The organism is Streptomyces sp. NPDC056480 (genome assembly GCF_042795405.1).
Classification (GTDB): domain Bacteria; phylum Actinomycetota; class Actinomycetes; order Streptomycetales; family Streptomycetaceae; genus Streptomyces.
This window is the reverse complement of record NZ_JBHTSA010000015.1, coordinates 20702-46572: the sequence shown is the minus strand read 5'-3', so window position 1 is coordinate 46572 and position 25871 is coordinate 20702. Positions and strand designations below refer to the sequence as shown.

General features: G+C 73.1%; 13 protein-coding genes. 4 read left to right on the top strand and 9 right to left on the bottom strand.

From position 1 onward, the window contains the following. Together ACFQ79_RS09815 and ACFQ79_RS09810 are read left to right on the top strand one after the other, a co-directional pair. The gene (locus tag ACFQ79_RS09815; RefSeq protein ID WP_383580838.1) at positions 1 to 516 is read left to right on the top strand and encodes an isoprenylcysteine carboxyl methyltransferase family protein; all 516 of its coding nucleotides are present in this window, start codon (positions 1 to 3) and stop codon (positions 514 to 516) included. Further along, positions 513 to 1544, top strand: a complete 1032-nt coding sequence (locus ACFQ79_RS09810) for an NAD(P)/FAD-dependent oxidoreductase (protein WP_383580836.1) — start codon at positions 513 to 515, stop codon at positions 1542 to 1544. The genes ACFQ79_RS09815 and ACFQ79_RS09810 overlap by 4 nt, the downstream gene beginning before the upstream one ends. A gap of 61 nt (positions 1545 to 1605) precedes the next feature. Here the strand turns inward: ACFQ79_RS09810 and ACFQ79_RS09805 are convergent, their stop codons facing one another. From ACFQ79_RS09805 to ACFQ79_RS09775, 7 genes are all read right to left on the bottom strand, one after another. After that, positions 1606 to 3228: a sulfatase-like hydrolase/transferase gene (locus tag ACFQ79_RS09805; protein ID WP_383580834.1), complete on the bottom strand. Its 1623-nt coding sequence runs from the start codon at positions 3226 to 3228 to the stop codon at positions 1606 to 1608. A gap of 249 nt (positions 3229 to 3477) precedes the next feature. Then, entirely contained in the window at positions 3478 to 4845 is a 1368-nt protein-coding gene (locus ACFQ79_RS09800; protein WP_383580832.1) for a pyridoxal phosphate-dependent decarboxylase family protein, read from the bottom strand. A 154-nt stretch (positions 4846 to 4999) separates the two neighbouring features. Then, positions 5000 to 6148, bottom strand: coding sequence for a hypothetical protein (locus ACFQ79_RS09795; RefSeq protein ID WP_383580830.1), 1149 nt, complete (start codon positions 6146 to 6148; stop codon positions 5000 to 5002). A 292-nt stretch (positions 6149 to 6440) separates the two neighbouring features. Beyond that, positions 6441 to 7040, bottom strand: a complete 600-nt coding sequence (locus tag ACFQ79_RS09790) for a pentapeptide repeat-containing protein (RefSeq protein ID WP_383580828.1) — start codon at positions 7038 to 7040, stop codon at positions 6441 to 6443. Positions 7041 to 7068: 28 nt separating this feature from the next. Continuing rightward, positions 7069 to 11781 carry a putative T7SS-secreted protein gene (locus ACFQ79_RS09785; protein ID WP_383580826.1) on the bottom strand — a complete coding sequence of 1571 codons (4713 nt, stop codon included), beginning with the start codon at positions 11779 to 11781 and terminating at the stop codon, positions 7069 to 7071. Positions 11782 to 11783: 2 nt separating this feature from the next. Beyond that, positions 11784 to 12428, bottom strand: coding sequence for a hypothetical protein (locus tag ACFQ79_RS09780; RefSeq protein WP_383580823.1), 645 nt, complete (start codon positions 12426 to 12428; stop codon positions 11784 to 11786). After that, complete coding sequence (locus ACFQ79_RS09775; protein WP_383580821.1) at positions 12425 to 12913, bottom strand: hypothetical protein; 489 nt, start codon at positions 12911 to 12913, stop codon at positions 12425 to 12427. Before ACFQ79_RS09775 ends, ACFQ79_RS09780 begins: the two co-directional genes overlap by 4 nt. A 296-nt stretch (positions 12914 to 13209) precedes the next feature. Between ACFQ79_RS09775 and ACFQ79_RS09770 the strand changes: the two genes are divergently transcribed. Together ACFQ79_RS09770 and ACFQ79_RS09765 are read left to right on the top strand one after the other, a co-directional pair. Then, positions 13210 to 15996: a DUF6603 domain-containing protein gene (locus ACFQ79_RS09770; protein WP_383580819.1), complete on the top strand. Its 2787-nt coding sequence runs from the start codon at positions 13210 to 13212 to the stop codon at positions 15994 to 15996. Continuing rightward, positions 15993 to 18896, top strand: a complete 2904-nt coding sequence (locus ACFQ79_RS09765) for a hypothetical protein (RefSeq protein WP_383580817.1) — start codon at positions 15993 to 15995, stop codon at positions 18894 to 18896. The genes ACFQ79_RS09770 and ACFQ79_RS09765 overlap by 4 nt, the downstream gene beginning before the upstream one ends. 134 nt (positions 18897 to 19030) lie before the next feature. On the opposite strand, the gene ACFQ79_RS09760 is transcribed toward ACFQ79_RS09765, so the two are convergent. Both ACFQ79_RS09760 and ACFQ79_RS09755 read right to left on the bottom strand, forming a co-directional pair. Beyond that, positions 19031 to 20641 carry a hypothetical protein gene (locus ACFQ79_RS09760; protein WP_383580815.1) on the bottom strand — a complete coding sequence of 537 codons (1611 nt, stop codon included), beginning with the start codon at positions 20639 to 20641 and terminating at the stop codon, positions 19031 to 19033. Between the two features lie 3 nt (positions 20642 to 20644). Further along, positions 20645 to 25816, bottom strand: a complete 5172-nt coding sequence (locus ACFQ79_RS09755; RefSeq protein WP_383580813.1) for a hypothetical protein — start codon at positions 25814 to 25816, stop codon at positions 20645 to 20647. Between the last annotated feature and the right edge of the window lie 55 nt (positions 25817 to 25871).

Genomic DNA, 25871 nt, shown 5'->3' with positions numbered 1-25871 from the left:
ATGCTCTGGTACACGCTTCTCCTGGCGGCCGTCGCCGCGGAACGCCTCGTCGAACTCCTCGTGGCGCGACGCAACGCGGCCTGGACCCTGGCCCGCCTCGGGGTCGAGTCCGGTCGCGGTCACTACCCCGTCATGGTGGCCCTGCACACCGCACTGCTCGCGAGCTGTCTGACCGAGGCCTGGCTGGCCCACCGGCCGTTCCTGCCCGTACTCGGCTGGACCATGCTGACCGTCGTCGTCCTCGCCCAGGCGCTGCGCTGGTGGTGTGTCACGACCCTTGGCCCGTACTGGAACACACGGGTCATCGTGGTCCCCGGAGCCCGTCTCGTGCGGGCGGGACCGTACCGCTTCGCGCGCCACCCGAACTACGTCGCGGTCGTGGCGGAGATCGTGGCACTGCCGCTGGTGCACTCCGCGTGGCTGACCGCGACCTTCTTCACCGTGGCCAACGCGGCGCTGCTCGCCGTCCGCATCCGGTGCGAGAACACCGCCCTGGGGCGGGTGAGCGTGGCGTGAGCCGCACGCACGATCTGCTGATCGCGGGCGGCGGCCCCGCGGGTCTCGCCACCGCGCTGTACGCGGCGCGGGCGGGATGGGACGTCGTTCTGGCGGAACCGCGAGGCCTGCCCCTCGACAAGGCATGCGGAGAGGGGCTGATGCCCGGGGCGGTCAGGGAACTGAACGCGCTGGGACTCGACGTGCCCGGCAGGCCGATCCTCGGCATCCGCTACCGGCAGGGGCGGCACCACGCCCAGGCGGAGTTCCGGCACGGCCCCGGCCTCGGAGTGCGGCGGACCGTCCTGCACGCCGCCCTGCACGCGGCCGTCGTCGCCGCCGGAGTCCCCGTCCTGCCGGTACGCGTCCGGGACGTGCGCCAGGACGCCGTGGGCGTCTCCGACAGCGCCACGGGCGTGCGCGCCAGGTGGCTCGTCGCCGCGGACGGACTGCACTCGCCGGTGCGACGTTCGCTGGGGCTCGGCATGCCCGGCGGGGGAGTCCCGCGTTACGGGCTGCGCCGGCACTACGCCGTGGCGCCGCCCTCCCCGTACGTCGAGGTCCATTGGGGTCCCCACGGCGAGGCGTACGTGACCCCACTCGGGTCACACCTCCTGGGCGTGGCGCTCCTGACCTCACAGCGTGCGCCGTTCGACGAACAGCTGGCCGCCTTCCCCGAACTCGCGGCCGCTCTGCCCCGCCGGGCCGCGGTCGGTGCCGTGCGGGGTGCGGGTCCCCTCCGCCAGAAGGTCCGCTCGCGCGTCCAGGGGCGGGTCCTGCTGGTGGGCGATGCCGCCGGCTACATCGACGCGCTGACCGGCGAGGGCGTCTCACTGGCTCTCGCCGGTGCCAGGGTCCTGGTCGATCAGCTGCGCCGCGGCTCACCCGGCGCGTACGAGGCCGCGTGGAAGCAGGAGACCCGCCGGCACCGGCTCCTGACCGACTGCCTGGTGCGAGCTCGGCAACGCCCCCGACTGGCAGACAGGATCGTGCCGACCGCGGCGCGGCTTCCCCGGGCCTTCGCCCTCGCGGTGAACGCCCTCGCCTGAGCGTCATCCCCGCCCACCGACCCCGTCCGTGCCCGATCGGTGGGCGTGCCGTCGGTTCGGGCTAGCTGCTGGAGGTGCCTGCCGTCGTGGCCGGCTGGTCGGTGTCGCCGTGCCAGGTGGGCCAGCCGAGGAGCCGGGGCCGCTCGGTCACCCACGCGCGGGTGTCCGTGCCGATCTCGGCGTCGATCAGGGCCTCCAGCCGGCGGGAGCAGTCCAGGACGAGGTCCTGGTGGGCGGGGTCGGCCGCGAGGTTGCGGGTCTCGGCCGGGTCCTCCCTGCGGTCGTAGAGCACCACGTCGTTGTCGGCGAACAGTGCCTTCAGGTCCGCGGGGCGGTTGGGGTTCAGGGGGGAGAAGTACCGGCCGAAGGTGTAGCGGGCGTCGGTGTAGCCACGGAGGAAACCGCGCTTGGTCCAGTCAGGGCGCAGGGTGCCGCTCTGGACGCGTGCCGGGGCTTCGGGGTCGGCGAACTCGAACCAGAACGAGGCGTCCAGGGTCACGAGCGACTCGACGGCGGTCAGGACCCCTTCGCGTACCGCCGATCCGTTCAGGGCCGGCATGAGGGAGTGGCCCTTGAGCGCGGGGAAGCGGGTGGCGGTTTCCGCCGGGGCGATGCCCGCGCATTCGAGCAGCGTCGGGGCGAGGTCGACCGCCGACGCGAGGGCGCCGGTGCGCGTGCCGCCGGTGACGTCGGGGTGGCAGAGGATGAACGGGACGTGGAAGTTCTCGTCGTAGACGAGGTTGCCCTTCTGCCGTAGACCGTGGGACCCCGCCATCTCTCCGTGGTCGGCGGTGAAGACGACGATCGTGTGGTCCGCCTGCCCGGAGGCTTCCAGCGCGTCGAGCACCAGCTCGACGCTGCGGTCCACGTCGCGCAGGGCGTTGAGATAGAAGTTCAGGCCGTCGTACCAGTGCGCGTCGTCGGCGACGGGCCCGAAGACGGTGTCGAGCATCCGTGCGTACTCGGCCACGGCGGGAGCCGCGCCGGACAGATCGTCGTGCAGGCTCTCGGGGAGCGGGAAGTCCCAGCGCTTCCGATACACCGGAATGTCGGCCGCCGCCTTGCTCACCACCGCGTGAGCGAGACCGAACGGCAGCTCGACCTGGGGGGACCCGCCGTAGTCGAAGCTCATGATGTCGTGCGGGTTCACGAAGTTGACCGCCATGAACCAGGGCTGGTCCTCCCCGACGACGGGCGCCCTGTTGCGCAGCCAGCCCACGGCCTGGCCGGCGATCACCGGGTCGATCTTGAGCCCTGCCCATGCTCCGCCGTCGATGTCGCCCCAGTCGTTGAACTCGCTGAATCCGTAGGGCTCCAGCGCGTCCGTCGTCGGCGCGGGGCGCTCCGGCGTGACGTAGGCGTTCGAGAGATGCCACTTCCCCTGATAGGTGCAGTAGTAGCCGGCCGAGCGGAGCATCGTGCCCAGTGTGCCGAGGCCCGGGTCGAGCGGGCGGATGTACGGCATGTTGTCGTTGTCGTAGATCTCGGTGGCGGGCAGGTGCCGGCCGGTGTAGAGCACGGACCGGGCGGAGCTGCACATCGCGGACGCCGAGTAGAACCGGTCGAAGACCGTGCCCTGCGCGGCCAACCGCTCCCGTGCCGGCAGGGAGAAGCCGTCGGGGCGGGGGATCGCCGCCCGCTCCTCGTCCGTGACGATCAGCAGAATGTTGGGGCGACGTGTCATGGCCATTCCCTTCGACATGCTGCACCTGCGGTGGCGCCGCACCGTGCGGGGCGCACGCGAAAGGTGCGCCCCGCCCGAATCTAGGCCGCGCAGGCCCGTGCCGCTGAGGAGGAGGCGACGACGTGAATCCGTCCAGGTGACGGACGTGCCGCCTATCAGACGCAGTCGCGCCCCCGGAACGCCCCGTCAGGGAGCGGGAGCTCGGACCGCTGTCGGTGCGGAGACCAAGGACGCGTGGTGCGACGGTCGTCAGGCCTCGGCGGCCGCGCGCCGGATCGCGTCGAGCGTGCGCGCCACGTCGTCGTCGGTGGTCGACCAGTTGCTCACCGAGATCCTCATGACGCGTCCGCCGTGCCAGGTGGAGCCGCTGATCCAGGCCGTGCCGTCGTCGAGCAGCCGGGCGAGCACCCGGTCGGTGCGTTCGTCGCTCCCGAACTCGGCGCAGACCTGAGTGAACGCGACCTCGTTGAGAACGGTCGCGCCGTCGATCCCGGCGATGCCGGCGGCGAACGCCGAGGCGTGGCGGCACAGCCGGTCGACGAGGTCGGAGACGCCTGACCGGCCGAGGGACCTGAGGACGGCCCACACGGTGAACGCCCGTCCGCGCCGCGAGAGTTCGGGCACCTTGTCGATGGGGTCGCCGTGCTCGTGCTGGATGAGGTAGTCGCCACGCCGGCCCATCGCCGCCCGGACCGCGGACGCGTCGCGCACGATCGCGAGTCCGCAGTCGTAGGGGACGTTCAACGTCTTGTGGGCGTCCGTCGCCCAGGAGTCCGCGTCCGCGCAGCCCGCCGTCAGGTGGGCGCGGCGCGGCGAGGCGGCCGCCCACAGTCCGAACGCGCCGTCGACATGGACCCAGGCGTCTGCCTCGCGCGCCGCGCGGATGCTCGCGGCGAAGGGATCGAAGGCGCCGGAATGGATGTCGCCGGCCTGGAGGATCACGATCGTGGGGCGCTGTCCGCCGGCCGTCAGCGCCGTCCGCAGGGCCTCGGGCTCGATGCGTCCCTGATCGTCCGCCGCGACCAGGTCGGGCCCACCGAGCCCGAGGTAGCGCAGGGCCAGGTCGATGGCCATGTGCCGGGACTCGCCCGCGACGACACGCAGGGGCGGGCCACCCGCGAGGCCGTCGCGGGCGACGTTCCAGCCGGTGCGCCGCAGCACCGTGTCCCGCGCGGCGGCGAGGCACGTGAAGTTCGCCATCGTCGCGCCCGTGGTGAAGCCCACGGAGCTGTCCCTCGGCAGGCCGAGCAGATCGACCAACCAGGCGCCGGCGATCTCCTCCGCCGCCGCGTACGCGGGCGAGACGGTGCGCATCACACAGTTCTGGTCCCAGGCGCTGACCAGCCAGTCGGCGGCCAGCGCGGCCGGTTCTGTGCCGCCCACCACGAACCCGTAGAAGCGGCCGCTGGGGAACGCGGTGAGCCCCGGCTCACAGGCCGTGGCCAGCAGGTCGACGACGTCGGCGGGCGTGCCGGGCCCGGCAGGCAGTTCGGCACCGAGCGCGCTCACGATCTCGTCGACCGAGGCGCGGGCGGGAATCCGACGATCGGACAGGCTCGCCAGCCACCGGACAGCATGGTCGTACGCCTGTCGGAGCGCTGCCTCACGCGCGTCCATACCTCGGACTATGCGACCGTCGCCGCCGCCCCGCAAGCCGACCGCGGTCGGGGTCCCCCGCGGGATCCGGAGGGAGCGTCCGGATGCGTTCCGGCTGCCGTGTTCCTCCGGACGGGGCGACGGATTCGCTCCACGGCCCACGACCCTGCCGAGCTCAGCCCTCCCGTCGGTGGAGACCCCAGACGTGGAGGACGTCACGGGTCTCGGACAGCGTCGACCAGACACCGCCTCCCAGCGCGGTCGGCTCGGAGGAGACCGGCGAGGGGTAGTCGATCGGCACGAAACCGTGCCGTCCGGTCGTGTCCACCAGCCAGTGCCGGCCCTGCCCCCACTCCTCGTCGCACTCGGCAGTCGAGGCGACCAGGGTCGTCTCGTCGAGGAAACCGCCGGCCCAGTCCCAGCAGACGTCCAGCTCCGCCTCGTCCTCATCCTCGGCGGCGTCGGAGTCCGTGGCGGCGGGAGCGTCCGGGTGCCGGGGGATCGCTGCCTCGGCGTTCCAGTCGAGCGCGTCGACGACGGCGCCGCGAGAGTCCCGTACGGCGAGGGAGTCCTGGTCGTGGGAGACGGTCATGAGCCGGTCGCCCGAGGGGCTGAGGCCCAGCAGGCACAGATCGCCGTCCAGGCAGTCCACGGTCAGTTCCCTCCCGTCCCAGCGGCCCCACCGCAGCGGTGCGCCGTCCTGTCCTTCGCCGATGCTCAGCCCCATCTGACGAGGATCGGTCGGGTGGGGAAGGTGAATGCTGCCGGCGGCTGCCGCTTCGGCGTCCGCCCGCGCGAGCACGCGACCGTCCGCTGCGTCGATGAGCAGCCACTCGTCGGCCGTGTCGGGGCTCAGCTCGCCCTCGGACAACGGGCCGCGCACGTGCGCCCAGACGAGCCTGCCGTCCGCCGAGAAGCCGACCGAGCCGCTCTCGGGGTACCGGTGGTTCTGCCGATCCGCGTACTCGTCGTACGCCTCGTGCATCTCCCGGCACGCGCCGTACCAGCACCCGTGGCGGACCTCCCAACGCGTCGCTCCCGACGGATCCACCGCGCGCACGGCGTGGACCCCGGCGAAGACGGCCAGACTCGCGTCCGGCGCCACTTCCCACGTTCCGCGACTCCGGGGCCAGGGCGCGGGGAAGCCGACACGTCCCCCAGCGCGTGCGACGAAGGCGTCGTCCAGCGGCTGGGCCACGATCTCGTCGTCGCTCCGCTGGACGAGCAACCTGCGCCCGGGCAGCCCCGTGATCTCCGGCGGACCGGCCTGCGAGGAGGGCATGGGAGCGGGAACGGTGGCACGGAGCCGAGCGTGAACGGACAAGCGGGTCTCCCGGGGCAGTCGAACTCCGGGAAGGGTACGACGGGCCTCGGACACCGGCCGCGAAGGGGGTGTGGTCGGCGGCCGCGAAGGAGGTGTGGTCTGCGGTCGCGAAGGGGTGTGGTCTGCGGTCGCGAAGGGGTGTGGTCTGCGGTCGGCCTCACGGCGCCAGGCGACTGAGGCGCCCGCGGCGCGGGCTGACTGCTGATCAGCAGGGGGGCCGCCGCCTTCGCGGCAGCCCCCGTGACCGGTGAGGGGAGCGTCGTGCCGTCGTGGCACGTCGACAGCCGAGGCTCTACGGCCTCAGGGAGCCGCGGCGGGTCCCCTCCAGGCGTGCGCCGTCCAGGATCGTGTCCGCCGTCCTGGCCGCGACCATCACGGCGTCCGACAGGTCCGCGTCCGAGAAGTCCGCGTCGCCGAGTTCGGCCGCGACGAACTTCACCCGGCGCAGGGAGGCGCCGGACAGCCGGGTGCCGACGAGGCGGGCGCGGGAGAACACGGCGTCGTCCGCGTTCGCGCCGCTCAGGTCGGCGCCGCTGAGGTCGCAGAGCCCGGCGTTGACGCGGGTGAGGGTCGCGTTCACCAGCGTGGCCTCGCGCAGGTCGGTGCCCGTCAGGAACGCGTCGGTGAGGTCGCAGCCGCTCAGGTCGCAGCCACGCAGGTCGGCGTAGCTGAGGATGACCTCCGTCAGGTCCACGCCGCCGAGGCCCACCCCGGCGAGCGGAATGCCCGCCAAATCGTTCTCGGTGCCCCAGGGCAGGGTCCACTCGCGCACGAGCGCGCGCCAGTCGCCACCGCCGGCGAGGGCGGCGCGGATGCCGTCGAGGGCGGGGGCGTTCTCCGGGCGGGCCCACCGCTCGCGTACCTCGGTGGCGTGGCTGTTCTCGTCGGTCATGGGCGCACTGTTCCGTTTCTGGGGTCGGTCACGGCTGCTGCTTGATCTGGTGCAGGAAGCCTTTCACACGGTCCAGGTGGTAGACGGTCTCGTCGTGCTTCTTGAGGAGCACTTCGAGCCCGCGCTCGGTCATGCCGTCCGGCAGCTTCTCCATCTCCTTCCAGAGGGCCTTGCGGACGTTCTCAAGGCCGTTCGCGGCCTGTGTGAGGTCCTGGACGTGGTCGAACGGGGTGCCGTCCGGCTTGCGGGCCACCACCTCGCCGCCCGCCTCGCGCCGCGCCGCCGAGTAGTGGTTGTGGTTGGGCTCGGAGTTGATGCGGCCGATCGGGTCGGCCTTGATGTTCTCCAGCTTCTGGATGGCGTTCATCGCCTCGTCGCTGAGGCCGAGCCCGCGGTAGGGGGAAAGGCCGAGCGGGTCGGACCAGGTGACCGGGTTGTGGACGTAGGAAGCCGGGTTGGGGGCGGGGAGGAGCCCCAGCGGGTCGGGAGTGAGGTAGCGGGCGGTCTCCGGGTCGTACTGACGGAAGTAGTTGTGGTGGAGACCGGTCTCGGGGTCGAAGTACTGACCGGGGAACCGGAGCGGGGTGTAGGCGGTGGCGCCGCTGTTCCACGTGGTGGTGCCCCAGAGCGTGGCGCGGCTGTGCCAGGCCACCCGGCCGGTCTCGTCGACGAGTTCGGTGGGGGTGCCGACGAGGTCGGTGGCGATGGCGAAGAAGCGCTCGTCGACGGCCTCCTGGGAGGCCTCGGCACCGAGGACGCGTTCCGTCTGGGCCAGCGGCTTGGCGTGCCGGTGGTCCCAGGTGAGGGCGACGGGGCGGGGCAGCTCGGGCGCGGTCGTGACCTGTTCGCACAGGGTCGGGCCGTCCCAGGTGAACAGGGTCTCCTCGACCACCGTCTCGCCGTCGTGGGCGAGCCGCTGCTTCGCGGTGCGGCGGCCGAGCGGGTCGTACCGGTAGCGCCAGCGCGTCCCGTCGGGAGTGGTGACGGCGGTGAGGCGGCTCTCGGCGTCCCAGGTGAACCGCCAGAGGTCCGCCTTTCCGGAGAGCGTGGCCCGGCGGCGCAGGGTGATCCGGCCGCCGGCGTCGTGCTCGTACCGGACGGCCCCGGCGCGGGTGAGGGTGGTTCCGGTGTAGCTGCGGGGGCCCGTGGCGTCCTGGCCGGGGTGGCCGCCGGGCCAGGACGCGGAGGTCTGGTTGCCGGACGCGTCGTAGGCGTACGACTCCTTCCAGCCCGCGGCGGTGACCGTGGTGACGCGTCCGGTGGTGTCGAGCCCGTAGCGGAAGGAGCCGCGCAGGGTGTCGTCGAGCGCGGTGAGGTGGCCGTCGGCGCGATAGGTGTAGGCGCGGCGGTTGACGGTGCGGCCGCCCGCGGTCAGGTGCTGGCCGGCGGTCCGCCCGGACCCGTCCCAGGACGTGGTGAGCGTGAGGGTGTCGCCGAAGGCGCGGCGCAGTTCCCTCCCCGCCGTGTCGTGGGCGAAGGAGATCCGCCGGGTGCCGCTGGTGAGCCGGGCGAGCCGGCCGGTGGTGTCGTACGCGTAGCCGGTGACGTGTCCGGTGGGGGTGATGCGGCGGGAGAGGCGTCCGGTGTCGTCGTAGGCGTAGGTGAGCGGGCGGCCGTCGACGAGTTCGGCCTTGAGTTCGCCGCGGCGGTCGTACTGCCGGACGAGTTCGCTGTCGGGGCCTTCGGCGCGGACCATCCGGCCTGCGGCGTCGTACGTGTAGGTGGTGGCGGCTCCGGCCGCGTCCTTGCGGACGACCCGGTCGAGCGCGTCCCGCTCGTAGCGGATGGTCTGGCCGGTGGGGGTGGTGCGGGCGGTGACCTGCCCGACCGCGTTCAGTTCGTAGGCGACGGTCCGCCCGTCGAAGTCGGTCTCGGCGACCGTGCGGCCGGCCCGGTCGTACGTGTAGTCCCAGGTGAGTCCCTGGGGGTCGGTGACCCGGGTGAGGCGGAGGGCCGCGTCGTGCTCGAAGGCGTGGCGCGCGCCGTCCGGGCCGGTGCGGGCGGCGAGCAGGTCGAAGTGGGTGTACTCGAAGCGGGTCGTGAGGCCGTTCGGATCGGTGTACGCGGTGCAGTTGCCCTCTCCGTCGTAGGCCCATGCCTCGACGGTGCCGTCCGGGCGGGCCCGCCGGGCGAGTTCGCCGTCCTCGGTCCACTCCAGGGTGGTGACGGCGCCCAGCGGGTCGGTGACGCGGACGAGCCGGCCGTGGGCGTCGCGCTCGCACCGCGTGGTGCCGCCGAGGGGATCGCCGACCTCCAGGGGGAGTCCGGCGGGGTCGCAGCGGAAGGTGGTGACGGCACCTGAGGGGTCGGTGGTGGTGGAGAGGTGGCCCCGGTCGTCGTAGGCGTAGCGCGTGGTGTGGCCGGCGGGGTCCGTGACGGCGGTGAGGTTGCCGAGGACGTCGAACTCCTGGCGGGTCCGGCCGCCGTCGGCGTCGGTGAACTCCACGGGCAGGCCCCGGTCGTCACGGACGGTGGAGAGCCGGCTGCCGTCCGCCCGGAGGACCGTGAGGAGCCGGCCCTCCTCGTCGTACGAGAAGGCGGTCGTCCGGCCGAGGGCGTCGGTGCGGGTGAGGAGGTTCCCGCGGGCGTCGTGGCCGAGCCGGGTGGTGTGGCCGAGCGGGTCGACGGTGGCGAGGACGTGGCAGGCGCCGTCGATCAGATGGCGGGTGACCCGTCCGTCGGCGGTGGTGAGGGTGGTGGTGCGGTGGCCGGTGGCCGGATCGGGGTGGCCGTAGGCGAGGGTGAGCTGGACGTGGCCGTCCTCGCCGCCCTCGCCGATGACCCGGTCGAACTCGTCGTAGGCGTAGTCGTAACGGCTGCCGTTGGAGTCGGTCCAGGTGATCACCCGGTGCCGCTCGTCGTAGGCGAGGGCGAGGGTGGCGCCGGAGGGCTTGGTGACCGCCGTCAGGTCGCCGTCGGTGTGGCCGTAGCGGACGAGTTCCTGTCCGGTGCCGTCGGGAAGGCGCAGGGCGAGGCGTGTCACCCGGCCGTTCTCGGTCGAGACGTCGACGTGGTAGCCGGCCGAGTGGACGAGGGCGAGCGGGGTTCCGTCCTCGGCGCGGTCGATGGTGACGGTGTGGCCGTTGCGGTCCACCGTCCGTACGAGCCATGCCTCTCCGTCGCCGCCCGGTTCGGTGCCGGCGGGCGCGGCGAAGTGCCGGGTCAGACCGGTGTCCGGATCGGTGAGCGTGTAGTCGCCGGACTCGTCGCGGGCCAGCGGCCGGCGGCCGGTGCCGGACTCGGGGAGCGTGGGCAGGCCGGGCACGGGATGCGGGTAGGGGAGCAGGAGGCCGTCGTCCGTGACGTGGACGACCCCCTGCGCGTCGATCTCCAGGTGCTCGTCGACGGTGGAGGACCACGAGGGGCCGAAGAAGCGTCCGGCGGTGTAGCCGGACTCGACGCGCCGGGTGAAGGTGAGCGGGAGGGTGCCGGGGAGGGAGACGTCGGTCTGGGGCAGGAACATCCGGCCCGAGGCGAGGTCCACCGGGTCGGTCTCGTCCACGAGCCGGTGGGCGTCGGGGCGGTTGTGGGTGCCGTTCGGCGATCCGTCGATCAGGCGGCGGGCGCGGTTGGCGTCGGACGCCAGGTCCGCTCCCTCGGCCGCGACCCGGACGCCCTTGACGGCCGCGCCGCCGCCGGCGGTGGCGGCGGTGAGCAGCAGGTCGGGGACGAGCCGGCCGAAGCCTTCGGCCGGGTCCTTCATGAAGTTGTCGATCATCTGCTTGCCCGTGCCCCACGGGTCGTTGGCCATGAGCACGAGGCCGGAGGCGAGGCTGTTGAGCTGGGTGAGGTACTCGGCGGGGTGGGTGAGGTTGTACGGGTCGGTGGGGTTGACGCTCCGGACGAAACTGAGCAGCCCTGCCGTGCCCTTGACGATGCCGCCGCCGAAGTGGGTCTGCATCACCTGGAGTTCTTCGAGCCCGTCCATGGCCTGGTCGGCGTACGAGGGCTTGGGCGGGGCCGCGTCCCGGGCGGCCCGGACGGCGGTGCGGGCCGTCTCGGCGGCGGCGTTGCGCTGCTTGCGGGCCTCGGCGAGGATCTCCTGCGCCTCCTGCATGCCCGCCTTGCCGGGGTCGGTGAAGGCGCCCGGCCTGGGCGGCAGGGAGGCCGGGTTCCGTTTGTCGGCAGGCTGGGCGTTGTAGCCGTCGACGGCCTTGTTGTAGTCGTCGACGCTCTTGTTGTGCGCGTCGGCCGCGTCGGCGGATGCCTTGGTGCCCGCCTTCCACTTGTCGATGGCGGTCTGGGCCTGCCCCTGGGCCCACTCGACGGTGAGGCCGAAGCCCGCCAGGGCGTCGGCGGCCTTGCCGAAGGCGTCCGCGCCCTTGAACCACTTGGGCGGCTCGACCGCGACCTTCTCCCGGAACGCGTCGGCGGCCTCGCCCTTCACGGCGGACGCGTCGAGGCCCTTCAGTCCCTGGCCGACCTTCTCGAAAGAGGCCTGGAGATCCCGCAGATGGGAGGCGGTGTCCCGCAGCTTGGAGGGACTGCCGTAGATCAGCTTGGTCTTGTCCTCGGTCTGCCCGAGGTCCATCTCGTCGACCTCGGCGCCCATCCGGTTCGCCAGCGAACGCGACTGCTCGCGCACCCAGTCGGCGCCGGACTCCCAGCCGACGTCGTCCAGCCGGTCCGCGGTCCAGTTCCCGGCGTCCTCGACCCGGTTGCCGGCCCACTCGACGCCGTCCTCGACCGCGTCCTCGACGACATCCGGAGTGATGTCGCTGATGAAGTCCCCGATACCCACGGTCAGTTCCCCCCGGTGTCCTGCTGCTGCGCCCGCTGTTCGGGGGACGGACCGAACGTCTCGTCCACGGCCCGGTCGAAGTCGCCCTGGTCCACCCCGAGGAGCTCGTTGAGGATCCGCGCCCGGCTCCCGCCCTGACCCTCCGTGAGGACCGCCCGCCCGGTGTCCTTCCAGGTCTGAGCGGCCTCGTCCCCGGCGCGCTGGAAGGACTCGGGACTCCAGTCGGGGTTCAGGTAGTCCGGGGTGAACACGTCGCCCCAGTCCTGCTTGACGATGTCGGCCTCGGAGGCGTGCGGGTTGCCCACGGCCGAGTTCACGGCGATCTTGAAGGTGCCCTGGAGGTACTGGTCCTCCTCCCAGACGAGTCCGGCGGCGAGGCCCAGCGCCGCGGCGAGGGTGTTGGCGTCCTGGATCTGCGCCCGTACGCCCCATTCCCAGCGCTCGCAGTAGTCCTCGAAGTCCACCGAGAGACCGTGGTGCCCGGCTTCCATGCCGGTCATCGAGAGGTCGGAGAAGCCCTTGCCGAGCACGGCCCCCGTGCCCGTGCCGATGTCCCGGAGCTCGGCCGTGGCCGCGCGGATCCCCTCGGTGATCTTCTTGATGCTCTCCGCGTCGAACCGCAGGTTCTCCTGCCCGCCCCCGCTCACCGGGCGTCACCGCCGGCGGTCGGCCCCGAGGCCACGGCCGGCCCGCCGGGCGGAGAGGGCGTCGGCGGGCCGTCCGGGGCATCGATCGCCACGTCGTCGGGCACGATGCCCCGGACCGGCGGAAAGGCCATCGCCCCCTCAGGATCGGCGATGTCGACGGCCACCCCGGCGGGGACGCCCAGAGCGGGGACGATCTCGTCGAGCAGCCGCGCCCCGCGCAGCTCCGCGAACTCCCACGCACCGCCCGCCTCGCGCCCGGTGTCCCCGCCGGCCGCGTCCCGGGCCCGGGCGAACCGGGCGAGCGCCGACTCGTCGGTGAAGGCGCAGATCCAGCGCACCCCGCCGAACTCCGCCGTCCACAGACCCCCGGAGTCCACCGGGACGAGGACGAGGGCGCGCCGCAGCTCCCCCACCAGTTCCCTGGGGTCACCGAGCCCGGCCCGCCGCTCGGCGATCCGTTCCGCAAGTACCGTCGCTCCGCCCACCGACCCGCCTCCCCGACGTCGTACCGGGGGCCTCCCCCGTTTCTCGGGTGTACACGCCTGCCCTCCCCGCACGGTTCCCCGGATCGACCGTACGAGCGATCGCCCGGCGGATCCGCCAGGAGTCGCCATCTCCATTGGCCGGGCCTACGGTTGAAGAACCGGGGTTCCCCCGTCGCGTCGAGCCGGATCACCTGCCGCCGCGCGCATCGCAGGGTCGCCGTCACCGGGAGAAGCCTCGCGATCACCGACGGTCGTGGCCGTCGTCGGCCTCCGACCGCAAGGAGGCGTCCGTACCGATGGACCCGAACACGCTCCTGACGAAGGCGGCGTCCCTGCTGTGGGGTCTCGCCGACGACGCCGTCGGCTCCCTGGCGAACCCGCTGGCCGGACTCAGCGCCCTCGACGGGGAGGGCGAGGGCCTGCAGGGCAGGCTCCTCGAACCGCTCACGGACCTCCCGGACGGGCACGCGCTGCTCGGCCTGCTGCGCGACCTGTTCGGCGACGTCACCTCGGACACGGGCCCCGTCCACGCACACGGGTGGCAGCGGGCGCCCGCACCCGGGTCGACCAGAGGTCTGGCCCTCGTCCTCGGAGCGACCGGCTCACGCGCCGTCCTCGCGATCACCCCGGGCCCGGACGGCCAGGGACCGACCGTCGACGTCGTCGTCGCCCCCGGTGCCGCCTTCAACCACACGCTCGGCGACGCGGGCTCGGACTGGCTGGTGACCCTCGACGTCCGGTCCGACCAGCTCTGGAACGCGACCTACTCACCCGGCTCCGCACCGGTCCCTCCGGCCGGCACCGCGACGATCACCGCCACCCGCCAGGGGGAGCTGACCGGCGGCCCCGCCGAAGGCCCGCACGTCTCCACGGACGGCATCGCCGTGGGCATCGCCGTGACGCCCGACGCGCCCGTCGTCGCCACCCTGGGGGTCGACGACTTCCAGGTCGCGGTGCTCCCGTCCGCGCTCGGCTCGTTCCTCGGGGACGGCGGAGGCGCCACCACGGAGAAGACCGACCTCCGGATCGAGGCCAGCCGGGCCGACGGCCTCCGGTTCAAGGAGGGCGGTGTGCGGCTCCAGCGGCCGGTGAACATCAGCCTGCCCGGCGTCACCACACGGTCGTTCGCGGTGGAACTGGACCAGGACGAGAACGGACTGCTGCTCAGGCCCACCCTCTCCGTGCTGGCGAAACCGCCCGTCCTGCCGCTGACCGCGGCGCTCGACGGACTCGGTCTGGAGGTGCCGGTCAACCTCCTCGGCGACGGCATCGGGATCGACACCGACCGCATCGCGGCAGCCTTCCCCACCGGTATGGCCCTCGGGCTCCAACTGGGCGCGGTCGGCGGCGGCGGCGCGGTCCAGCAGCGCGGCGCACCCGGCGGCGGCGCCTACGCGGGAGCCCTGGACATCGACCTCGGCTTCGTACGGGTCCAGGCCTTCGGCCTGCTGCAACTACCCGTCGACGGAAAGCAGTTGTCCTTCCTGGTCCTGCTCGGGGCGGAGTTCGGCTACCCCGGGATCCAGCTGGGCTTCGGCTTCGCCCTGGACGCGGTCGGCGGCCTGGTGGGCCTCAACCGACGCGTGGACGAGAACCGGCTGCGCGACCTCGTCCTCGCGGGAAACGCCGACCGGATCCTCTTCCCCGGCAACGTCGTCGCACGCGCCGACGAGATCGCCGGCTCCCTGGAGGCCTGCTTCCCCGTCGCCCGCGACAGGTTCGTCGTCGGACCGATGCTCCGCATCACCTGGGGCGGCCGCATCGTCAGCCTCTCCGCCGCCCTCGTCATGGACCTGCCCGCACCGGTACGCACCCTGCTCCTGGGCCGGCTCCTCGTCGCCGTACCCGACCCCGTCCTGCCGCTCGTCCGGATCCAGGCCAACGTCTTCGGCTCGATCGACCCCTCCGTACCGGCCGTCGAACTGCTCGCCACACTGACCGGCTCCACGATCGTCGGCACCCCGGTCAGCGGCGAGTGCTACCTCCTCTTCCGCGGCGGCAGGGACGCGGCGTTCGTCCTGTCCGCGGGCGGCTTCCACCCCCGCTTCGTACGCCCCCCGGGCGTGCCCGCGCTGCGCCGGCTCGCGATGGAGCTCGGCGGGCCCGTCCTGCGCCTGCGGGCGGAGGCCTATCTGGCGCTGACCTCCAACTCGCTGCAGTTCGGCGCACAGCTGAGCCTGGACGCGACGATCGCCGGATGCGGCGTCGAGGGGTACCTCGGCCTCGACGCCCTCTTCGTGTGGGAGCCGACCCTGTCGTTCGCCGTGCACATCTTCGCCGGCGTCGCCGTGCTCGCCTTCGGAGAGCGACTGGCCAGCGTCGGCCTCGACTTCACCCTGGAGGGGCCCGCCCCCTGGCACGCGTTCGGCACGGGAAGCATCTCCGTGCTCTTCTGGGACGTCTCCCTCGACTTCGACGAGCGCTGGGGCGACGACCCGGCGCTCGCGCAGAAGGCCGAGGACATCCTTCCGCTCCTGCGGGACGCGCTCACCCGGCCCGACGCCTGGACGGCGGAGCCCCCGGCGGCCCAGCGGTCCGGCGTCCGCTTCACCGAAGGGGCGAACGCGGCACTGGCCAAGGGCGATGTGGCCCTGCCCGACGCGACCTTCCGGCTGAGCCAGCGGGTCGTTCCGCTCGACACCCCCGTCCAGCGCTTCCACCGGCTCGGCGTCCCCGCGCAGTCCTGGCAGCTCACCCCCGTGGAACGCGCCTCCGGCGCACGACTCCCCACGTTCGGGCCGGTCACCGAACGCTTCGTACCCGGCGAGTACTTCGCCCTCACCGACGAGCAGCAGCTCACGAGCAACGCGTTCGAGGACCTGCCGAGCGGCGTACGGCTGGCCGGCGATGACGTCCGCCCCGGCGAGCGCCATCTCGTCGACGACGGCTACGAGACCGGATACAAGGTCGAACCCGAATGGTTCACCGGATTCGCGGTGCCGGACGACGGCAAGCCCCTGCCCGGCGCCGGTCTGTTCGCCCTCGAGAGCTTCGCCCGTCCCGTGGGCGCCGCCGAGCGGGCCGACCGCTGGCGGGCGGCCCAGCGGCCGATGGGGACCACACGAGTGGAGATCCACACATGAGCCGACGCTGGTTCCTCGCATCCGTCGCACTCGGAGCCTCGGCCGACGCCACCTCGGCCCAGGACGCACGGCCCCGGTTCACCCCGGCCGTCGAGATCACCAGAACGGTCGACGGAAGCCCCGCCGAGACGTTCCCCGACCGCCCGGGCCCCAGCCTCCAACTGCTCGGCCCCGGCGACGCCCTCGGCTTCGACCGGTCGGTCGTCGTGCGCAGCGAGCCGCCCGACGGCGCGACGGACGCGGTGCCGGAGTACTTCGCGCACGTCGAGTTCTCGGACGCGAGCCTCCCCTGGCTGCTCAGCCTCCCGGCGACTCGCCGTCTGCCCTGGCTGACGCTGCTCGTGCTCCGCGACGACGAGGGCGACCTGGCACCCGGCCCCTTCTCGCCCGTCGTCACGGCACCCGGCAGCGCCCTTCCCGACCTTGCCGAATCATGGGCCTGGGCGCACGTGGAAGCGCGGGTCGAGGACGGCGAGGCACCGCAGGACGCCGTCGCCCGCGACGTACGCAGCGGTGTCGACGACGTGGTCTCCCGCCTGGTCTGTCCGCGCCGGCTCGACCCGGATCGCGGCTGGCTGGCCTGCGTGGTCCCCGCGACGAAGGCCGGCCGCGCCGCCGGGCTGAACGAAGCGGCGCCCGCGGACGGCGGCGCGCCGGCCTGGTCGCCCGGCCAGAACCAGGTCACCCTGCCCGTCTACCACGCGTGGCGGTTCCGCACTGGGGCCGAGGGCACCTCCTTCGAAGACCTGGCCCGCAGGATCGATCCCGTGCCGACCGCCACGCTCGCGGGCCTCGGCTTCGGCTCCCGCACCGTCGACGTCCGCCACCCGTGGCCGCACGCCGACCTCCTCGCGGGCATCGCCCCCGCCCAGGTCACCGTCCCCGTCCACGGCGCCCTCACCCTCCCCGGCACCGAGACCGCGGACGAGACGTGGACCCATCGGCCCAGCATGGACAAGTTCCGCGAACTCGTCGTCGACCACCTCGACGCCCCCGGGACGCGACGCCTGCCCGACCACGTCGGCTCCCTGCCCGACCGGGACGAGAAGGCCGTGGCGGCGCCCCTCTACGGCAGCCACCACAGCGGCGTGCAGACGGTGCCGCCGGGCGGCTGGATGCGCCAGCTGAACATCCAGGTGAAGTACCGGATCGCCGCGGCGATCGGAGCCCGGTACGTCCAGCTGGAACAGGAGTTCCTGATGGCGCGTGCCTGGGAGCAGATCGGCCAGGCCGACGAGGCGAACCAGGCACTCGCCGCCGGAGAGCTCGCCGCCGCGGCCGCCGAGGCCGCCCAGGCCAAGCATCTGAGCACGATGAAGACGGCCGCGCTGACGGAACTCGCCACGCTCTACCGCGACGCCGTGGACGGGTCCGCCGGGGAAGCCGAACCCGTGGAGACGCTCCTCGCCCCGTCCGCGGTCCCTCGGGGCGCGGCGTCGACGGCGTTCGTACGGCTCACCCGGCCCGGCGGGGCGCTCCGCCGCCGCACCGGGCGGACGACGGCGAAACTGGACGTCGGCGACGTGATGCCGACCGCCGCCTTCCTCAGCGAGGCGATGGACGCCACCAGGACCTGCCTGCCGGTCACCTGGCTCGCCGGCGTGAAGGAAGAGGCCCTGCAGGCGGCCACCGGGACGGTCCAGGGTCCGCTGACCCCGCAGACGGTCTTCGGCGACCCGGCCGCCGCGTTCTCGACCCGGACCCTCGGCCGGTTCATCTACACGATGTGGATGGTGTCGGTCGACTACCTCGAGACGGACAGCGGCGGACTGCGGATGTTCCCCGAGTTCGGCAACCCCAGGGACCGACTGACGGCCCTCTCCAACCAGGCCACGCAGGTCGCGGTCGACCGCAGACCGCGGACCACGTCGCAGCCCGTGCTCGTGCGCGGAATCCGCCGAGTGATCAGCGCCGAGGACGAGTCCGCACCCCTCCTCGCCGACACCGGCCTCGGCATGACCGGCGGCGAACTCGTCGGCCGCATCCGGAAGCGCGTGCGCCCCGTACCGCGGACCATGGACCGCATGACGACGCTCCTCGGCGAGACGGTGATGTCCGGCCGCACCGCCGACGACCCGCGTCCGCTGCGCCCGCTCATGCGGCACCCGGAGTTCGGCTTCCCGATCGCCGCCGAACTGCTCGCCCGCTGGCCGGAATGGGCGGTGCCGGGGATCACGGACTTCCCCGACGACTCCTCGGCCCTCCTCGAACCCAATCCGGCGTTCGTGGAGGCCCTCCTGGTCGGACTGAACCAGGAGTTCAACCGGGAGCTGCGCTGGCGGGAGTACCCCACGGACGAGGCGGGCACCCCGTTCTCGCGGTTCTGGCCACCCGGCGGCGTCGCCCCCGGGTACGGTGAGATCGCCCGGTGGGGGCCCGCGGACCAGCTCGGCGACCACGACCCGAGCGCCGACTCGAAGCTGCTGGTCGTCCTGGTCCGCGCCGAGGTGCTCCGTCGCTATCCGGGCACCATCGTGCTCGCGGCGAAGTCCGTGAACCGGACCGTGGAGGGCGCCGGGGTCGAGTGGCGGGAGCCGAGGTTCGTCCTGCCCGTGGACGAGCGCACCAACCTCTACGGCTTCGAGGACCTGACCGCGGCCCAGGCCGTCGCCGAGCACTGGATGTTCGTCGTACGCGAACCCATGCGCGCCGCGCAGTTCGGCTTCGACAAGCCGACGGACGACTCACCGCCGTTCGCCTCCTGGCCCGACCTGACGTGGGACAAGGTGCCGAAGGTGAACGGCTTCGTCGTACCGCGCGTGGTCGACGGACTGCCGCCGACGATCGCCACGCCGCTTGACCCGCCCCGGTGGGACGGTCTCGACGCCGCCGACTTCGCGCGGATCCTGTTCCAGCGACCGTTCCAGGTGGCGTTCTCGGCGAAGAAGATGACGGGGTAGCGACTGCCCCCCGTGCCCGGTGTCAGGCCCCTGCGCCCGCGCCCGGTGTCAGGCCCCCTGGCTCACGGCCAGGGGGCCTGACACGGACTTGCGGCCACGTCTCCGAACGGCTTGCGGCCAGGTCTCCGACGGGCTTACGGCCAGGTCTCCGACGGCCGCACGATGTCGAAGTGCAGACCGCTGGAGCTCTCGCCGCCGCCCGGGTTCTTCTCCCGCCGTACCCACACGTGCCAGGAGCCGTCGAACCACCGCGCCAGCACCGGCCGCCGTACGACCAGCGCGCCCTCGCGCGGCACCTCCTCCTCGTGCACCCAGTGGTCCGGGTGCAGCAGCCGGCCGATCGGCCTCGACTCCGCGCCCGGCTGCACCAGGGGAACCAGCGCGAACCGGATCGCCTGCTCGCTCAGGGCGTGCGGTACGAGCGGGAGCCAGTAGTCCGGAACGATGGTCTGGACGGCGTACGAGCCGATGTCGTCGGGCGGCGGCCCTTCGGGGGCGATACGGAGCCAGCGCTCCCTGCGGTCGACGAGCTCGCCGCTGAGCGTGACCGTCTTCTCGATGGCCCAGGCGAGGTTGGCGAGTTCGTCCCGCGCGAGCGCCACGGACTCCAGGGACTCGCCGACGGCGCCCCGCCCGGACGGCATCATCAGCAGTCCGTCGTCGGAACCGGTGAGGGTGAAGACGTTCCAGCGGGGATCGTCGCGCCCGGCCCGTTCGACGGTGTGGGTGTCGTTGAAGGAGTCGGTGACCACGATGCTGTCGAGCGTGGTGATCGAGCCGACCGGAACCTCCAGAGGGAACAGGAACCAGTCGTTCCCGTAGACCTCGGCGAACGAGATGAGCAGCAGCCGGCCGGTGTCCAGGCTCGACACGTCCGTCGCACCCAGGTCGATCTGCGCGTCCTCCATCTCCCAGAAGCGGTCCGCCGGGATCCCTCCGAAGCGCACGGTCGACGGGATCACCTCCTGGGCGAAGGTACGCACGGGCGCCGGCGCCGCGGCCGTGGCCGACGGGTCGACATCGACGCTGTACCAGTCCAGGCCGTCGCCGAGGTACTCCTCGGCGTGCAGCACCCGGTCGCCGAAGGAGAAGTCCGAGCGGTACTCGAAGCGGTGCGGATCGAACGCGTCCGTCCCGGGTGTCTCCGGGGGCGCGACCTCGCGCCACCAGTCGAGCCAGCGTCCTCCGACGGCCGCGAGGCCCGGGACCCGCAGACCGCCGCCGGTCAGATCCCCGGCCAGCTCGCGGGCGTCGGGGACCCGCGGTGCGAGCAGGGCGACCAGCCCCGCGGTCCCGGCCGGCATCGGATCGAAGCGGTACTCGGCCAACACCTGGGGCAGCTTGGCCGACAGTCCGGCCTCGTGCAGCAGACGCACGAAATGGGCCCCTCCCTCGACCCGCTGGTACGCGTCGGGGCCCGTGCCGTCCTCCGACTCGACCACCGCGTCGAGCGGGCCCGCCGCCGGGTCGTACGGCACCCAGGGGGCGACCGCCGCCGGGTCGACGCCGCCGTCGCCGCTCGCCGGGCGCCACGCCGACACGAGGGTGCTGTGGCCCTCGATCCTGGCCACGACGGGTGAGCCGGCGTCCTGGCCGGCGAACTCGCCGAACTGCCACTGGCGGGCGAGGGCCCAGGCCGGATCGTGCACCCGCGCCGAGACCCCGGAGGCCACCTCGTTCGTACGGGACAGGGGTTCCAGACGGAACCGGAAGGATCCGCTGTGCTCGAAGGTCCTGCGAGGCATCGGTCACTCCTCAGCCAGTTCGATCCAGTGGTCCCGGATCATGGAGGCCAGGGCCGTCGTCCCGAACTCGCCCACCCGTATCCCGGGGAGCACGTCGGAGAGCAGGGGCAGGTCGGCCAGGTCGACGGCGCGCATCTTGGCGAGCTCCAGGGTGTCGCGCAGCACCAGCGCGAGGCCGTCCGCCGTCCAGCCGCGCACCGGATGCGGCGGTACGGCGACGAGGACGGCGTGCGGCGCCTTGGCGTCCGGCCGGTCGAAGTGGAACGAGACGCCGGTCAGTTCCGACTCGGCGGGGAAGCCGTCGATCCCCGCCCTGTTCGCGGCCAGGGCGTCCGCCCCGGGCAGCACCTCGACCCACTCGTCGCACACGATGCCCGCGAGCCGCTGGGCGCCGGTCGGGGCCACGGGCGTGTGGCAGACCAGATGGCGGCGGGCGGGCGGTCGCGCGAGCGGTTCGAAGGAGCCGCCGATCCACCCGCCGCCCGCCGGAGTCTGGGAGGCGGTCAGACGGCTCGGCCGGCCGGCGCGCGTCTCCGCGAGCAGCAACGTCTCGTACCAGGTCCGTACGGTCGGCCGGACCGAACCGAAGCGGCGCACCCAGTCGGCCACGTCCGCGCCGCTCACGCCGGGGGCGGACGGCGGCAGGGACACCCCGGGGAGCGGCGGCGCGAGGGGCACGCCGCTGCCGAGGAACTCCGCGAGCACGCGCGTGGCCTCGCTCAGCCAGCCGGGGCTCGACGCGTCGCCTGACAGCTCGGCCAGGCGCGCGGGATCGGCGTCGATCCCCAGGGCCCGGCGCCGCTCCGGGTCGGTCACCGCAGTGACGAAACCGGCGACCCGTGCGCGTACGTCCTCGACGTCGGGTGCCGGGAGCGCGTCCCCCTCGTCGAGCACATGGGCCGGGAGCAGCGGTGCCGCGCCGACCAGCAGGCCCTGGATCCGGCCGGTGACCGCGCGCAGTTCGTCCCATCCCTCACGGATGCCGACCGCGGCTCCCGGGACTCCCGCGAGCTCGCCGATCCTGCGGTGCAGTCGGCGGTGGACGCTTCCCGCCACGTCGAGCACCAGGCCCAGCGCGCTGAAGCCGACCTCGTCCAGGGTCACGTCGAAGGGCCGCGGCGGGGCCTCCCCGGCCTTGGCGGCGCCCGTCAGCCGCCAGCCGGCCGCGGGGCCGAGCAGATGGGCCACCCACGCGTCCACCCGGGGTTCGAGCGCGGAGAACGGGTCCGTTCCCCATCCGGCGGGCCGCGAGGACGCGGGGGGCAGCACGGCCGCGATCCGGTGCGTCACGGCCCGGCCCCGCTGCGGAGTGCGCAGGAAGTCGAACCGGTCCGGCACATGCCGACCCGCGCCCAGGGAGTCCGCGGACAGACCCGCCCGCAGCGGGTTGCCACCGACGAGCTGGTGCACGCTCTCCGCCAGCAGCAGGTCGCTCACCGCGTCGAGGGCGTCCACCAGGTCGTCGAGCGCGGGCCTGACCCGGGGGTCGGCCGGAGGCAGACCCCGGCCGGCCAGCACCGTGTCGACAGTGCCGGCCGTGACCGCCCGCGCGAGCGCGATGCCGTCGACGACGTTCCCCGCGGCGATCGCCTCGGCACTGCGCTGCCACAGCTCCGGCTCGGGCTCGCCCGCCGTGGGCTCATGCGCCACGGGCGCGGGGAAGGCACGACGGAACGGGGCCTTCTGCACATCGAGCCCCGCGTCGTGGAGCGCGCGCTCGAAGCGGTACCCGAGGAGCGTGCCCAGACTCTGGCCGCGCCTGACCCCGCCGAGGAGCCAGCGGGCGGTCCGCGCACGGCGCGAGGTCAGGTCGACGGCCAGCGGCGAGGTCGCCTCCGCGGCGTCCGGGGACCCCGCGTCGCGATGGGCGAGGAACCCGGACCGCAGCACGGCCGCGGTCGCCGCGTGGTGCAGGGACGGGGCGTGGATGAACCCGTCCGACGGCAGCGCCGAACCCGGGTAGAGGTTCTCCACCCAGCCGTATCCGCCGAGCCGTATCCCGGACGTACCCGCCGTCCGGGTCTCGCTCAGCCGCTTGGCGGCCAGGGAGGTGGCCCAGGCGTCCCACCGGTGCGAGCAGACGTCGAAGAGCTCGAAGGCCAGCGGCAGGAATCCGTCCGCCGGCACCCCGGCGAGCGCGTGCAGACCGTTCGTCAGCGCACCCGCGGACGGCAGCGCCTCACGCGCGCGCTCCAGGACCGCGGCCGCCGACGCGCTCGCCGCGCCCTCCTGCAGGCGCTTCCGGATCGCCAGGTCCACGGCGTTCGGGATGTCGAAGGCGAGGTCGAAGCCGTCACCGATGAAGCCGTCGGCATGGGTGAGGAAGACGTCCCTGCCGTCGCCGTTCACCATCAGGGGTACGAGGTCGGTGGCCCGCTCGGGGGTACCGAAGCGGAAGTGCCCGAAGATCGTCGGCCGGCGTTCGGGAGAGGGGTCCCCGGTACTCGTCATCGGCCAGCGCGCCAGATACTGCTCCTGCGTCAGCTCGCCGCGGAGGAACGCCGCGGCGTCGGCGAGCCGGCGCCGGCTGTCTTCGAACAGGACGCCGTACTCGGCCGCGTTCGGCGCGAGGCGCTCCGGTACGAGGTGGTAGTCGGGCTCGGTCGTGTTCGACGTCCAGGCGAGATTGCTGGTCTCCTCCGACGGAACCGTCCAGCGCAGTCCCGAGTGGACGCCGGCGAGCGCGATCGCCGGGCTCGGGGCCCGCTTGTGGATCGCGTCGAACCTCTCCCGCCCGCCCCTCGACGTGGACTCGCGCCGGATCACCAGGTCGTTGGAGACGGGAAGCCGGGTGAGGATGTCCGTGGCCAGCCAGTCGGCCGGCGTCCCGTCGGTCACCCTCGGGACCCAGCCCGGTGTGAGCGCGGCCCGCCAGTGGTGCCGCAGGCGTTGCAGCCAGGGGAGCAGCAGCGCGTCGACGCCGTCGTCCCGGTCCGGCACCCACTCGTCGAGTGCCGTCACCGGCAGGATCCCGTACGGCTGGCGCCCGACACGCACGGTCGGCAGCGGACCGCGGCTGCGGACGTGATCCGCCAGGTGGTTCCTGACCGCCACCCACCGCTCATGGGCGGCCCGGCGCTCGGCGTCCGAGGGCGGCACACCCGAGTCGGGCATGACCGCCTCGCTCTGCATCTCGTACAGCACCGACCACCAGCTCAGCAGCGACAGCGCGGCGACCGGGCCGTCACCGTCGTGCGCGGAGCCCGCGCACTCCGCGAGGAAGCCCGCGTCGCTCAGCCCCAGCGCCCTGGCCAGGCGGGACGCGTCGGTACGGGCCGCCAGGACCGGGGGAGGACCGGGAGGCATCGGGGTGGGACGCGAGGACCAGGCCGACGTGGTCTCGGGCGTGTTGTTCGTCGGAGTCCCCGGGGCGAGGAAACCGAACCCGCCGCCGAACGCGTGACCGTGGAGACACCGGCGCAGCTCGTCCGCCCCGTCCTCGGGGGACAGCTCGCTCACCCCGATGACGAAGAGCTCGTCGAGATGGTCGAACTCCGCCGGCAGGGTCAGCACGGTGCCCATCCCGGCCGCCAGAGCGGCGTCGAAGTCGATGGCCCACTCCGCGTGCTCGTGATCGGTCGCGGACTCGTCGGCCGCGAGCAGACCGAGCGGCAGCGGGGCCGGAATGTCGGCACCCGTCCTGTCGACCGCCACCGTCCCGTCGACCAGCCCCAGGAAGCGCCAGCGTGCGGGCAGCGTCGACACCCGCGGGGCACGCCGCCGCCGCGGGTCACGCATCCGCGGCGGGGGAGCGCCCGGTCGCGCGGCCCGGGTCGCCCACGCCGCCCTGGGCGCGCTGAGCTTGCCGAGGAGCACCTGCCAGGCGGCCTCACCGGGGTCGGCCCAGTAGACGCGGGCGGCCTCCAGCTCGGCGGGGGTCAGCGCCGGTTCGAACGCGTCGATGTGGATGTCGTCGGGATAGACGCGCACCTTGAGGGAACGGGCGTCGTCCGTCCACTTCGTCTCGATGCGAACGGGCAACAAGGCGATGGGAGCCGCGTTCGCCGAGGCGAAGAGCGGCTCCTCCCCGTCGAGGGCGGCGGCCAACCGCTGACCCGTGCTCACCAACTCTGCCCGCAACCCCTCGAGTTCCGCCAGCCGCTCCTGCTGGTTCTCCTCCGCGGAACGCACCACCGCACGTGGCGTGGGGCCCGGCTCGAAGGGCTGGAACGGCCCGGCGGACCACGTGAGGATGCGAGCGAGCGTGACCGCTCGCGCGTCCACGTCGGCCTGCTTGGCGTCGTGCTCCAGCCGGGCCTCGTCGAGCGCGCGACGCAACGCGAAGGGATTCTCCCGAGGCACCGCGGCACCGGAAAGGAAGATGAGCAGCCCGTCGGGCCCGGCGGCGATCACCACCGTGCCGTCCGTACCGACACTGAACAGGACCTGAACACCCGCGACTCCGGCGCCGCTCATGAGGTACTGCGCCGAAGGCATCAGGGTCAGCCGATGGGCACCGGCCCGCGACAGAGCACCCGCGGTCCACCCCAGCAACTCCGGCATGAGGTCATGCGACAGTGCCCGCCCGTCGACCGTGATCTCGTACCCGTGGAGGGTCAGCGTGCGCCAGGCGACCGTCGCGAAGCCGGAGAACCGGGGAGCGACGGTGATCTGACCGTCGACGGTGAGGGCGTAGTGGAAGTCGGCGAGACCTCGGGCGAGGAAGAACATGTACTGCTTGCTGGGGATGAGGGTGAGCTCGTGCGTGCTGGCGCGAGAGAGAGCCCCGGCGGTCCAGCCGAGCAACTCGGGCGTGAGGTCATGGGACAGCGCCCGCGCGTTCAAGGTGACGGTGAACCCGTGAAGGGTGAGCGTACGGCTCCTGGACTCCGCGAAGGCGGCGAACTTGGGGGGGATGGTGAGTTGGCCGTCGCGGGTGAGGGCGTAGTGGAAGTCGGCGAGTCCTCGGGCGAGGAAGAACATGTATTGCTGGCTGGGGATGAGGGTGAGTTGGTGGGTGCTCGCGCGCGGCAGGGCTCCCGCGGTCCAGCCCAGTAGCTCCGGGGTGAGGTCGTGCGAGAGCGCTCGGGCGTCGAGAGTGACTTTGAATCCGCGGATGGTGAGGGTGCGGTCGGTGATGTCGGCGAAGGTGTTGCAGTCGGTGGGGATGGTGAGTTGGCCGTCGCGGGTGAGTGCGTAGTGGAAGTCGGCGAGTCCTCGGGCGAGGAAGAACATGTACTGCTGGCTGGGGATGAGGGTGAGTTGGTGGGTGGTGGCGCGGGGTAGGGCG

Bases quoted from the DNA above. Each gene is read 5' to 3' on its own strand.
- ACFQ79_RS09815 (WP_383580838.1), top strand. From the start codon at position 1: ATGCTCTGGTACACGCTTCTCCTGGCGGCCGTCGCCGCGGAACGCCTC.
- ACFQ79_RS09805 (WP_383580834.1), bottom strand. From the start codon at position 3,228: ATGACACGTCGCCCCAACATTCTGCTGATCGTCACGGACGAGGAGCGG.
- ACFQ79_RS09800 (WP_383580832.1), bottom strand. From the start codon at position 4,845: ATGGACGCGCGTGAGGCAGCGCTCCGACAGGCGTACGACCATGCTGTC.
- ACFQ79_RS09790 (WP_383580828.1), bottom strand. From the start codon at position 7,040: ATGACCGACGAGAACAGCCACGCCACCGAGGTACGCGAGCGGTGGGCC.
- ACFQ79_RS09770 (WP_383580819.1), top strand. From the start codon at position 13,210: ATGGACCCGAACACGCTCCTGACGAAGGCGGCGTCCCTGCTGTGGGGT.
- ACFQ79_RS09765 (WP_383580817.1), top strand. From the start codon at position 15,993: ATGAGCCGACGCTGGTTCCTCGCATCCGTCGCACTCGGAGCCTCGGCC.
- ACFQ79_RS09760 (WP_383580815.1), bottom strand. From the start codon at position 20,641: ATGCCTCGCAGGACCTTCGAGCACAGCGGATCCTTCCGGTTCCGTCTG.
- ACFQ79_RS09755 (WP_383580813.1), bottom strand. From the start codon at position 25,816: ATGTTCTTCCTCGCCCGAGGACTCGCCGACTTCCACTACGCACTCACC.